11 protein-coding genes are annotated in these 12,483 nt (G+C 34.6%); all 11 read right to left on the bottom strand.

From position 1 onward, the window contains the following. Window positions 1-43 precede the first annotated feature (43 nt). A complete protein-coding gene (locus tag BLS22_RS12125) occupies window positions 44-1,531 on the bottom strand; it encodes a sulfatase family protein (RefSeq protein WP_090554029.1) in 1,488 nt (495 codons plus the stop codon). Window positions 1,532-1,573: 42 nt separating this feature from the next. Continuing rightward, window positions 1,574-2,596, bottom strand: a complete 1,023-nt coding sequence (locus tag BLS22_RS12120) for a LacI family DNA-binding transcriptional regulator (protein ID WP_090554028.1) — start codon at window positions 2,594-2,596, stop codon at window positions 1,574-1,576. An 80-nt stretch (window positions 2,597-2,676) separates the two neighbouring features. Then, a complete protein-coding gene (locus tag BLS22_RS12115) occupies window positions 2,677-3,612 on the bottom strand; it encodes an ABC transporter permease (protein WP_090554027.1) in 936 nt (311 codons plus the stop codon). Then, window positions 3,605-4,675: an ABC transporter permease gene (locus BLS22_RS12110; RefSeq protein WP_090554026.1), complete on the bottom strand. Its 1,071-nt coding sequence runs from the start codon at window positions 4,673-4,675 to the stop codon at window positions 3,605-3,607. The genes BLS22_RS12115 and BLS22_RS12110 overlap by 8 nt, the downstream gene beginning before the upstream one ends. Further along, entirely contained in the window at window positions 4,656-6,209 is a 1,554-nt protein-coding gene (locus tag BLS22_RS12105; protein WP_090554025.1) for an ABC transporter ATP-binding protein, read from the bottom strand. Before BLS22_RS12105 ends, BLS22_RS12110 begins: the two co-directional genes overlap by 20 nt. A gap of 180 nt (window positions 6,210-6,389) precedes the next feature. Then, on the bottom strand, window positions 6,390-7,442 hold the full coding sequence (locus tag BLS22_RS12100) for a BMP family lipoprotein (RefSeq protein WP_244269543.1): 1,053 nt from the start codon (window positions 7,440-7,442) through the stop codon (window positions 6,390-6,392). A 589-nt stretch (window positions 7,443-8,031) separates the two neighbouring features. After that, window positions 8,032-8,448, bottom strand: coding sequence for a L,D-transpeptidase (locus BLS22_RS15580; protein WP_244269542.1), 417 nt, complete (start codon window positions 8,446-8,448; stop codon window positions 8,032-8,034). 173 nt (window positions 8,449-8,621) lie between these two features. Beyond that, complete coding sequence (locus BLS22_RS12090) at window positions 8,622-9,125, bottom strand: CD3072 family TudS-related putative desulfidase (RefSeq protein ID WP_090554024.1); 504 nt, start codon at window positions 9,123-9,125, stop codon at window positions 8,622-8,624. Continuing rightward, window positions 9,118-9,693, bottom strand: a complete 576-nt coding sequence (locus BLS22_RS12085; protein WP_090554023.1) for a CD3073 family putative ECF transporter S component — start codon at window positions 9,691-9,693, stop codon at window positions 9,118-9,120. Before BLS22_RS12085 ends, BLS22_RS12090 begins: the two co-directional genes overlap by 8 nt. A gap of 199 nt (window positions 9,694-9,892) precedes the next feature. Then, window positions 9,893-11,110, bottom strand: coding sequence for an L-lactate MFS transporter (locus BLS22_RS12080; protein WP_090554022.1), 1,218 nt, complete (start codon window positions 11,108-11,110; stop codon window positions 9,893-9,895). Window positions 11,111-11,491: 381 nt separating this feature from the next. After that, a complete protein-coding gene (locus BLS22_RS12075) occupies window positions 11,492-12,205 on the bottom strand; it encodes a YczE/YyaS/YitT family protein (RefSeq protein ID WP_090554021.1) in 714 nt (237 codons plus the stop codon). Window positions 12,206-12,483 lie beyond the last annotated feature (278 nt).

Here is a 12,483-nt window from a genome sequence, read left to right as displayed (position 1 = left end):
ACAATTATCCTCCTAATAAAATATTTATATTTTGTATGTTATCCTATAGGATCTTTTCAGGGTCATTGGTCTTTGTCTGCCATTTCACAAGTCTTGCCTGCATATCCTTGAGAATCTCATCATATTCTTTGTTATCAATAAGGTTATTTAACTCAAATGGATCATCTTTTAAGTTATATAGCTCATTTACATGATCCTTTGTATAAATATATTTATACTCACCGTGTACAATCATTCTGCTAATAACCTCTTCTCCATAACCATGTCCATGGGTTTCAGACATAATATCCTCACGCCATTCATTAGTTTCACCGGTTACTAAAGGTAACAAACTTTCACCATGAACAGGATTTTTTGTGAATTTAGTGCCTGCTGCATCTAAAATTGTAACAGGGAAATCCACTGTACTAACATATTCATCCTTTACTTGTCCAGCAGGAATTCTTCCCTTCCAACTCATGGCTAAAGGTATTCTAACTACCTCTTCAGACAAATAGGAGCCTTTATCAAAATGTCCTCCGTGGCTGGCAAGGGCATCACCGTGATCTGTTGTCCATATGATTAATGTATTTTCATCAAGTCCTAATTCCTTAAGTTTATCAATAATCATTCCTCCTGCTGCATCAACCATGGTTATATGAGCATAGCAATGTTTTACAATTTCCTTCCATTCTTCCCATTCAACTGGACTTGGAATAATAATTTTATTGTCTTTACCAAAAGGTAAGCTTCTCTCCCTATGATAGAATTCAGGCTTACCCTCTAAATTACTTCTAAAACTACCGTACTCAGGCACATCAATATCATCATACATATCTAAAAACTCTTGTGTAGGAAAATGTGGTTGATGGGGTCCCCAAAAATCTACCCTTAGTGAAAATGGCTTACCGTCTTTTTCCTTAGCTAATTTTTCTAGTTGCTCACATGCAAGATTTGCAAGGAAAAAGGACTCGTGGGTTTCCTTTGGTGTAGTAGTTACACCAATAGCATGCTCCCCGCACCAAGAAGATTCGCACTGATAGTCAGCACCTTTTTTTAACTTTAGGAAAAATCCTTGAGTTTCAAATTCTGGGATATCAAACACTTTTTCAATACGATGCACTGCTTTAGGCAGATTATATCTTTTAACATAGTCTTCATAGGCATCGGTTATATAAGGGTTACCGTAATCAGTGTGGGAAAATCCTTCACATTGATGGTCATTGGCAGCTCCCGGTCCCGCATGCCATTTACCATAATAATAGTTCTTATAACCTGCCTCTGCAAGGGTGTTTAAGTATACTTCGTGGTTATACTCAGGATCGGTGTAGTTATGGGTCTGACCATGGGTATGGGGAAACAATCCTGTAAGCACAGATCTCCTAGTTGGTCCACATAATGGTGTTGCACAATATACATTGTTAAACTCAGCACCTTCTTGGGCTAGTTTATCAAAGTTTGGCCGTTTAGGCTTTGTTCCTTGGTCCCAGCCCCATCTATAATAGGCTTGATGATCATTGTGTATAAAGATAATGTTGGGTTTTTTATTCATTTATTCCACTCTCCTAAAAAGTTATTGTTTTAATAAAGTGTATTATTTATCAAGTTTAGGATGGGTAACTGATCCCCCCTCCAAACATGTACAAGGAATCACTACAAACTCCTCATAGTCCTTATCTCTACCTTCAATCATATCAATTATTTTTTTTGTGCCCCTTTTGCCTATTTCATACCTGGGGGTCATAATAGTAGTAAGATTAGGTTTAGTAAAATTCACATAGGGTATACCATCGGAACCTATGATGGATAGTTCCGATGGTACCTTGATTCCAAGTTCATCTGCTGCTTGAAGAATACCTAAAGCCATCATATCATTAATTCCATATATAGCTGTAATTTCAGGGTGTCTAGTTAAAAGGTCTATTGTATTTTCTTTAGCCTTATACATATCAATTTCTGAATGTATTATATAATCCTCATTATATACGCCATACTCCTGTGTAACCCTACTAAAAACACTAGGACGATAATAGTTCATCCATGAATCCTTGGGAGCTGTAAGCATTGCAATCTTCTTGTGGCCTAAAGCAATTAATCTAGTAATAGATTGACAAACCTGGTCATCATCCTTAAAAGCCACAATCGGAATTCCACATCCCTCTAAACTTCGGGTTAAGGAAACAATTTGTGTTCCATTGTCCATTAATCTGTGAAGCTCATCAACATAATGCTGTTCAGGATTCATGGAAACAGAAATTAGAATACCGTCTACATCTCGCCTACTTAGTGCTCTTAAGCATTGGATCGTATTGTCAACACTTAATTCTGCGTTACATATAAAAATGTCATATCCAAATTGCCGGGCAACCTCCTCTGCTGCTGCAATAATATCAGTAGAGTAAGAATTACTCAGTTGTCCGATTATAATGCCAAGAGTATGACTCCTTTTGGTTTTTAACGCTTGGGCCGATGCACTGGGTACATAATGTAATTTCTGTGCAATCTTAAAAACCTTTTCTCTTGTTTTAATAGAAATGCCCTCTTTTTTATTTAAAACCATAGAAACAGTTGCAGTAGAAACCCCTGCTTCTTTAGCAATGTCTTTAATAGTAATCATATACCCCACCCCTTGTTACCAAATTTTACCCATAAAACTGTGTCAATGTCTATTTTAAAATAGGCTTCAGTTTAATTCAACTATCTTTGTTGAACATATTTTGTATATGGTTTACCACTGGAAGCAACACCAGTTGTAGAGCCCTTGCCCGATGCGGTGGCAATCACTAAAAGACTAGCAGCATAAGGTATCATCTGAATAAACTCACTGGGTATCGGGTTATTTGGAATAGTTTGAATATATAGTTGGAGGGCTTCAAAAAGACCAAAAGACATTGCAGCGGCAAATGCTCCTATCGGTGACCATTTACCCATTATTACGGCTCCAAGGGCAAGGTATCCCCTACCTGCAACCATCCCCTCCTGAAACAGGTTCATATGTCCAATGGATAAGAAGGCACCTCCTAAACCACCTAGTACTCCTGAAAGAATAATACATAAATACCTTATCTTTTGTACTGAAATGCCAGCTGTTTCAGCCGCCTTTGGATTTTCACCCACGGTAGTAATTCTAAGACCCAAAGGAGTGTTTTTAAAAAGATAGTTAACAACAAACAATGCAATAAATGCTATATAAACGAAGGGAGAAAAGGAAGAAAGGAAATTTCCAACTACAGGAATGCCTTCCAAAAACATGGTTTTAGAAAGATTTGCTACTTGAGGCGAACTGCCCTGCTGTCCAAAAATAGCTTGCAGGCTAACACCAGAAAAACCTGTTGCCAATAATATTAACGCCATAGAACTTACTGACTGATTTCCACCCCATGTTACAGAAATTATTGAATGAACCGCAGAAATCAAAATACCGATCAGGATGGCTACAAGTACTCCTAACCATGGATTTCCTGTCAAATGAACACCAAGTACCGCACCGAAGGCACTGGCAAGCATAATCCCTTCCAAACCAATATTAACAACACCTGATCGCTCAGACATTACACCACCAAGGGCTGTAAGAGCAATGGGTGTGCCCATTCTCAATGTGGAGAAAAACATATACATAAAAAATCTAAACATACTCTTTGCCTCCTTGGTTGTGTCTTTTCTTAATATAATATCTGATAACATACTCACTACAAAGGAATACAACGATAAGTCCTTGAATAATATCCACCATATTTCTAGATACACCTACACTAGACTGCATCATTAAGGAACCACTATCCATTGTTCCTAATAATAAAGCGGTGAAGAAGATGATAAAAGGATTATTCCTTGCCATCAAAGCCACTGGAATTCCTTTAAAACCATACCCTGGAGAAAAACCATTTACTATTCTTCCCAGAGAACCCGTAACTTCAATTCCACCAGCAAGACCTGCTAATGCACCACTGAGCAATAATGCTAGAAACATATTTTTTTCAACATTGATACCATTGGTGTAGGCTGCATTACTGTTCAGCCCTACAGCCCTCATTTCATAACCCATAGAGGTTTTATTGAGAAGAGTATAGACGACAAGAATAGATATAATGGCTATAATAATTCCAAAATTGACAACATATGGGGCTGGAAGCAGCTTAGGAAGCACTGCCGTACTATAAATTCTTTTTGTTGCAAGTGCTGCCCCTTCTCCTTTAAAGGGTCCAAGTATGAGATACTGCACTAAATATTGTCCTATATAGTTAAACATAATTGTACTTATTACAACATGTACATTTCTCTTTTGTCTTAAAAAAGCTGGGAAAAATGCCCACACCATACCTGCTACCATTGCAGAAATTAACGTAAGAGGAATATGCAAAAGAGTAGGAAGCTGTACATAGGCACCTACAATAGCTGCCGCCATAGCTCCGGTTAAAAGTTGTCCCTCAACACCAATGTTAAATACTGTACATTTAAATGCCAGTGCAATGGCAAGCCCTGTTAAAATCAATGGTACAGATTTGGTTAAGGTAATGGTTGCGGCCATTGGTGTGCCAAATGCGCCTTTTAATAATGCTCCATATGCTTCCAAGGGATTGCTTCCCAAAGCTGCAATAACTATAGCACCCACAACAATTGCCATAATCAATGAAATCAGTGAAATAAAAAAGTTTAGTTTTATTTCCTGTAGTTTCTTATTCTGCTTTTGCCACATTTCCTTCACCTCTTTCAATTTTCTTGCGAGAACCTAACATCATCATCCCTAATTCATTACGAGTAACTTTTTCAGCATCTACAATATCGATAATTTCTCCCTTATACATAACTGCTATACGGTCGCTGAGGGCTAAAATTTCATCTAATTCAAGAGAAAACAAAATAACACCTTTTCCCTTGTTCCGCTGTTTTAAAAGGGTCTTTTGAACAAATTCAATGGCTCCAATGTCTAGTCCACGAGTAGGCTGTACAGCCACAAAAACATCTGGATTACGGTAGGCTTCTCGGGCAATGATAATTTTTTGTTGATTACCCCCTGAAAGAGTTCCTGCCTGTACATCAATACCTGCACACCGAATATCAAAGTCCTCACGAAGTTTTTTGGCATTTTCGGTGATGGCTTTAAAGTTCATCCATATACCACTTTTAGCAAATTCATCATGGTAGTGTAGACCTAAAACCATATTTTCTGCAATGGAATAGTTGAGAACTAACCCATCCCTATGGCGGTCTTCTGGAATCAGTCCAATACCTGCATCCTTACGGGTTCTAATTTTAGATTGGGTAATATCCTGGTTTCTCAAAAGAATAGATCCACTGTCTGGTAATATCTGACCACAGATAACTTGAACTAATTCCTCTTGTCCATTACCATCAACCCCTGCGATCCCCAGTATTTCACCTGTTTTTAATTCTAAATTAATATTGTTGAGTTTTTTAACTGTTTTGTTAACCGTATAATTAACGTTTTTCAATTCCAGAATGTTATGAGTATCTTGCATTTGTGTACGGGCTCTTCTTCCTAAATCTACATCCCGTCCTACCATCATACGAGTCAATTCTTCAGGATTTGTTTTAGATTTTTCTACGGTTCCTACTACCTTACCTGTTCTTATTACGGTTATATGATCAGCCACTTTCATAACTTCAGTAAGCTTATGACTTATGAAAATAACGGTTTTACCTGATTTTTTTAAATTTAAAATAATATCACAAAATTCATCAATTTCTTGAGGTGTTAACACTGCTGTAGGTTCATCAAAGATTAGAATTTGAGCCTTACGATAAAGCACCTTTAAAATTTCAACTCTCTGTTGTTCTGTAACTGACAGATCTCCTACTTTTTTTCTAGGATCTATTTTTAATCCATATTGCTCTGATAAATCTGCAATTTGTTTTTCAGCTGCTTTTCTATTTATTTTCCATTTTGTTCCGATTTCCTGCCCAACAATAATATTTTCTGCAACTGTGAGTTTTGGAACTAACATAAAATGTTGATGTACCATCCCGATTTTTTTTTCAATAGAATCTTTTGAACTAGTTAATTTAGTAACTTCACCATTGATTATTATCTCACCCTCATCTGGCTGATGTAAGCCATAGAGAATGTTCATCAGAGTAGATTTACCGGCACCATTTTCTCCTGCTAGTGCATGGACTTCACCATCTTCAATATTAATAGAGATGTGATCATTTGCTATTATCCCTGGAAAACGTTTTGTAATATCTTTAAGTTGGATGATAAATCCCATCCTTGTCACCTCGCTTAATAAATTTGTTATTCCACTGTTCTGTTGTTCTTCCTATTTAATAATATTAAAAAATTACAGAATACAGCAGAAAATATTCTCTTTAGCATTCTGTAATTTTATAGATTTTAGGTCTTTTATATTTATTTAATTAGTACAATATTTATTTAATTAGTACAATATTTATTTGCTGTATGAATAGTTAAAGTCTTTGAATTCTTCCTCAGTACCTGGAACAACAATTTCACCAGACTTAACCTTTTCAAAAATATCATCCATTATATCCTTTACATCTTCTGGAATAATTTTTAATAACTCTTCATTTGGAGTGTAAAGCAGTGTAACCCCTTCTTCCAGTAAACCAAGTTGCTTTGGAGAGGATGTGTCGAATTCCCCCTCAAGATAGTCTGCAACAATACGGTAAATTGCTTTATCAATAGGCTTTACAACAGATGCAAGAATTTTGTCAGGCATTCTGTCGAATTGACCATTTGCAGCACCAAAGGCATATTTACCTTCCCCAGCATCTGCTGCTGCTTGGAAAACACCTAAATTCCCAGCACCTGAATAGGTTCCTACAAAATCTGCACCTCTATTATACATAGTATTAGCTGCCTCATTACCTCTTCCAACGTCAGTATAACTATTTGTGAAGGCTGTCATCACTTCAGCATCAGGGTTTACTGATTTCACACCAGCCATGTAACCGTATTGGTATCTGTACTGAATAGATTCTCCCAATGCCAAAACTGCACCAACTTTGTTAGTCTCTGTCATCAATCCCGCCAATGCACCTGCTAAAAAAGAAGCTTCATGTTCTTTGTATAAGATAGACATAATATTATCATAACCCTCAAGTGCCTCTGAAAGATATAAAAACTTAATATCTGGATACTCTTCTGCAACTTCTAACATACCATCTTTAAACTCAGATGTAGTTACAATTAAAAGTTCAGCACCTTGTCCAATTAAAGTACGAAGGCTATTTGCTACGTCTGAAACTGTAGGCACCTCAAGAGGCATAGCTTCAATATTTAGCTCAGTTTCTGCTGATTTAAGACCTGCCAGTACATCATCATTGAAACTCTGAGTACCAAACCCAAGAGCAATAAGTCCTACTTTAACTTTGTTGTTGTCATTTGATGGAGTTGTATCTTTACTGCCACATCCTACTAATACTCCGACAATCATTGACATTAAAAGGATAAACACTACTAATTTGTTGAATTTTTTCACTTTACTTCCCCCTTTTTAAAAAGTAGCTATTAATAGGTAGTATATCTACCTGCTAATACTGATTGGAAATGTTTAGTTATACTCCATTCACCATGTTAAACGTTTAAATAATTTTAATAAAATTATATCGATTATGGCTTTTGTTGTCAATGTCTTTTGTTGTCAATTTTACATTCTATTTTAAATATAATAATTGCTTAATAATAATGATCCTTCAGGCATAGACCCTCCTATTGCATGTTAATTTTATAACTAATCTTCTATCATCCTAAAATATAGGGGTTTTAAAAAATCTATGAAGAGATTTGTTACACCAATAATATTGAAAACCGATTGAACTTATACGTTTAAATAAAATTAAATGGAAAATATTTTATATTAAATTTTCTTCTTAGATCCATTAATATATATGTACTCTTTTGCATAAATGATCCTAATGTTACCTTCTTAATTATTATATTTAATGGACCCATAAATCCAAAAAGAGAATGATAAAATCATCCTCTTAGCCCTTTATTAATACATATCTCTATTCATTTCTTATTTATATCAATATTATTTCAAATCTATTTGTTTCAAACAATAGTGACTAGCCCTTAGGGTATTCTTCTTGGTAGGTAGACCAGGGTACATTCAGACCCATCCATCTAGTACCAAATCCACCACCCCATCTAGCTTTATTGACAATCTTCCATGATCCTAATGGCGAAGGCGTACTAGCTTTGCCACTGGCTATAGGGTATGTTTTTATTAGCTCATTCCCATTTAGTAAATATAACCTCTTTTCTGCAACATCTATTAATATCTTTAAATCATCATAATTTGGATTGTCGTTAATCATATCATATTCCCATTTTACATATTCTGCAAAATATTCACTGACATATTTATCTGATGCTGTCCCTATATTCCTTAAAACCTCTTCTCTATATAATACAGTCCCACTTCCGATCACAACAATACATATGCACAATATAAAAATAGCTATTATAAATCGCTGATACATTCTCATCCCCCCATAGACATATTACTATAGTTCTAATTTATGAGAGAGAATAAGGGATTATAAGTAGTTATTATAAAAATATGGTTATACATCAATTTGCAAACAATCTAGTGATCTATAACCATAAACCTATTATAAGTAATTATTAAAGCTCTACATAGTTTTTTATAATTCTATTTTAGCACTACTAAAGTTTTTGCTATATAATTTCTGAAGGCATCTATAGCTTCTTTGTTTTGTCCCTCAACATATTCTTCAGGGACATCAAACAACCTTAACTGAATGTCCTCTGTTTCCAGTAATTCTAGTAATTGCTCCATAAAAATTCCTTTTTTCCCTAATGTATCACAGGAGGGGCTTGTTTCTATTCCTATTAAACCAAGAATTTCATAGTCGTTAGCTATGTATTCCTTCATTTGGTTAACAACCTGTTTTGCCAATTCACTACAAAGATTTCTATAGGCAGGAATATCATATTCATCCTTTGTTTTAGGAGGTCGATTTTCTCCTAAAAAACTAAATTCAGGACAAGCTAGCTGAATAATCGAGATGTTTTCTTCTAATAACACCCTTACAATATTATTAAAAGCTCCTTGTGCTCTCTCCCAATCTCTTATAACAGCATTTTGATTTAATATACAATGAGCCACATATATGATTTGTTTTTTTCTATGCATTTTTAGCAAACTTCTCTTTAATAAAATTTTGTGGAAGTTTTTGTATTAATAAAGAAACTAATATACAACTAGCAATTTTATCTACAAAGTTTCCTGTAATCCTTGGTATAAAAGCTGCAGTAAAAATCCTTTGTCCACTAGCTAGTAGCCAAGCAAAAATAAGATCAGTTCCTCCTCCTGTTACACCGCCATATACAAATACAGCTATTGGTGTTCCTATCAAAGGGGCTACTATAGATAATATAAGTCCAGTAATTGCAGCCACCTTCAAATTAAATTTAAATCTTTTAGCAATGAATCCTACAATCAATCCAATTCCAATATTTACAATAGCAAATGGAATATTTTTAGGATTTGTAATCATTCCTTGAATGATATTGGTTAATCCTCCTGTTAATGCTCCAGCAAAGGGTCCCAGCACTACTGCTACAAAAATGGTTCCTATGGTATCTAAGAACAATAATGGAATTTGTAATGTTTGTACAATAGTCCCAAAGACAATGTTGATTACAATTCCTAGTGAAGCCATAATCATAGCATTTGTAGATCGAAATGGTGAACTTTTCAATATAATTCCTCCTAACAAAATGATATATTTTCTTCAATTTTATCAATTTGGTAAAAAAAGGTACAATTGAAAGTTTCAATGTTCAGTTCCATTCCTATAAAAATAATGAATTGTTTTGGGTTAATATTTTTAAAATTAAAGTTTCACAGGAAACCTATCTGCTAATATTTTTAAAAATGTTACCCACTATGTAATAATGTCATAGATTTGATTTAATCCAGTTTTCTTGTTCGTCTTTAAATGTAAAAGCTACTATCGATGTTATTATTAGCAATATTAGAGCAACTTTATATGCTAGAATGTAGCTATTGGTTGCATCAAATATTGCAGCCCCCATCATTGGACCTATTATTCCTCCTAATCCCCATCCTGTAAACATTAGTCCATAGTTTATTCCAAAGTTTTTGTTCCCATATTTGTCTGCTAATGCTGCTGGCAACACTGCAAATCCTGCACCATAGCATAGTCCACAAATTCCTACACCTAAAGCTATCAAAGGTATACTCCTATAACTTGCAAATAGAGCCATGTTTATACCTTGAAGGACAAAAATTATTTTCATTAGATTTGTTCTACCTATTTTATCGGATAAACTCCCCCCAATTATTCTTCCTAATGTATTAAAAATTCCCAAAAACATTACTAAAAGAAATCCACCTCCCCAGTTGACTTGTAATCTTGCAATATTGGATATATGACTTATTATCATTAGTCCCGCAGAAGAGGAAAAACCTAACATTAACCAAAGCTTATAAAAATCTACTGAATTTAACATCTCTTTCCAGGTATAGTCAGTCAACTTATCAAATGATTCCTTTATATGGACTGCTCCTTGGGGGATAAATCCTTCTGGTGGGTTCACTAACAATTGAGCTAATATTAAAGTGCCCACTAAAACTCCTATTCCTATATAAATAAACGTCTTAGGTATTCCAAATGTCTTTAGCATAAAATCCCCTAAAATCGAATAAAATATAGATGACATACCCACACTAGCTGCTAAAATCCCTGTAATCTTCCCTTTGATTTGAGGAGAATACCATTTCAACGCAGGAGGTGTTGTTGATATTACAATCATCCCTGTGCCAGCTCCTGCTAGTAATCCTATTGTAAAAAGCATGATGGTTGCGCTTTTAGTAAATCCAGATAATAAAAATCCTAATCCTATTAGTATAGTCCCTAAAGTCCCAGTAAATCTTGGTCCTTTACTATCCTGAATTTTTCCAAATACCACCATTGCCAGCACAAAGCAAACGGTGTTAATCGTATAGGGTAATGATGCTTCTTTACTTGTCCAGTTAAACTGTTCCGTAAGTTCTTTGCTTATTAAACTCCAAGTGTACATCATTCCTGTTGAAAAATTTATTCCTATAGATGCCAGTACTACTTGTTTTGCTTTATTCTTTATGTGTTTCATGTATGCAACTATTCCTTTCCCTTTACTTAAGACATAAAATATTGGCTTAGAGGATTTTTTTCTTTATTACTTTCTGTATATGAATTTTTCCTCTCTTATCTATGTAGCCTCTCTTAGTATATTCTCTTTGTCAATTATGACCATAGCTAACCCCTCCTAAATTTAAACAATATTGCAAAATTTTCATTTTGTCAAGAGATTCCCTTTATGATCTATGTAAGTCTATTTGTTATCTATGACTGTAGCAACGGGAGCTTGATTAAATCAAAAAACAAAAAAAGCAAACAAAGGAAAAAATACCATGTTTGCCGATAGATTTTTTCACCAAGATGTCAAACCCCTTGTGTATCTTTTTATTGGTAGCTATACTATTTTTACCATTTATTCTAATTCAACTTTTGTAAAATCAGCTTCTTTTTCTGTACAAAAGCCAATCAAATACTTTTTAAATCTTTTGCTTAAAATTCCTAGTACCTTTCCTATACCAATAGCAGAGATAAGAGTTCCCTCTCGTATCCCCTGTAATTCTCCCATAGTCAATAGAATCAATAAGATAGATAAAGAAACACAGGTAATATCAAATAGAATTTTTGCCTTGGAGAATTCTATCTTCTTTTTTTGAGCTATAGTTAAAACCAAGCCTTCTGCAGGTTGAGGTATAATATCTGCTGCCAGATATAACAGTAGCCCAATTGCCACCAATACAATGCTTATTAATAGAAAGAGCACCTGACCCCCATAAGTAGCTGGAGCATTAAATATAAATATTCTGTTGGCCAATGTCACAAATATACCAAAAATACTGGCACATACAATTTGCAGCAATTGCTTTAATTGAAACTGTCCTCTTAAAATAAGGATTTGTAAAAACACATAAAAGGTAAAAATCGTTGTTGTAACCAAGCCTAGATCACGATTGGCTATCACACTTAATACATAGGGTATAGAGGTTACTGGTGTTACCCCTAGATTGGATTTTACAGAAAATATTACCCCTAGGGCTAAAACAAATAATCCCACCACATATAAAATACATCTTTTTATAAAGCTCTCTAGCTTTTCTTTTTTCCAATGATTTGCTAAAACTTTTCCCATACTACCTCTCCCATCTCTTCTTCACCAATAAACACTCTATAGTCTTCTACTTCAAGGTCTTTCCTATCAAAATCTCCAGCCTTTATAGTAATAGACCCTCTATTTATACAGGTTTTGCTTTGGTTAATCATAAAAGTGTGAATAATTTGATTATATCATCCTTTTTAAATATATTCATCTTAAAATGAACTTTTACTTAATTTATTTATAATAGATTTTCTGTGTTAAACCTATACTTAGGTAGTTTAAAGATAAAGATTTTTAGCCTCTAAAAAACC

The organism is Natronincola ferrireducens, assembly GCF_900100845.1.
Taxonomy (GTDB): domain Bacteria; phylum Bacillota; class Clostridia; order Peptostreptococcales; family Natronincolaceae; genus Natronincola_B; species Natronincola_B ferrireducens.
This window is presented reverse-complemented; position numbering and strand designations above follow the sequence as displayed.

Excerpts from the sequence above, each read along its gene's own strand:
- BLS22_RS12125 (WP_090554029.1), bottom strand. The coding sequence starts at position 1,531 with ATGAATAAAAAACCCAACATTATCTTTATACACAATGATCATCAAGCC.
- BLS22_RS12120 (WP_090554028.1), bottom strand. The coding sequence starts at position 2,596 with ATGATTACTATTAAAGACATTGCTAAAGAAGCAGGGGTTTCTACTGCA.
- BLS22_RS12115 (WP_090554027.1), bottom strand. The coding sequence starts at position 3,612 with ATGTTTAGATTTTTTATGTATATGTTTTTCTCCACATTGAGAATGGGC.
- BLS22_RS12110 (WP_090554026.1), bottom strand. The coding sequence starts at position 4,675 with ATGTGGCAAAAGCAGAATAAGAAACTACAGGAAATAAAACTAAACTTT.
- BLS22_RS12105 (WP_090554025.1), bottom strand. The coding sequence starts at position 6,209 with ATGGGATTTATCATCCAACTTAAAGATATTACAAAACGTTTTCCAGGG.
- BLS22_RS15580 (WP_244269542.1), bottom strand. The coding sequence starts at position 8,448 with ATGTATCAGCGATTTATAATAGCTATTTTTATATTGTGCATATGTATT.
- BLS22_RS12090 (WP_090554024.1), bottom strand. The coding sequence starts at position 9,125 with ATGCATAGAAAAAAACAAATCATATATGTGGCTCATTGTATATTAAAT.
- BLS22_RS12080 (WP_090554022.1), bottom strand. The coding sequence starts at position 11,110 with ATGAAACACATAAAGAATAAAGCAAAACAAGTAGTACTGGCATCTATA.
- BLS22_RS12075 (WP_090554021.1), bottom strand. The coding sequence starts at position 12,205 with ATGGGAAAAGTTTTAGCAAATCATTGGAAAAAAGAAAAGCTAGAGAGC.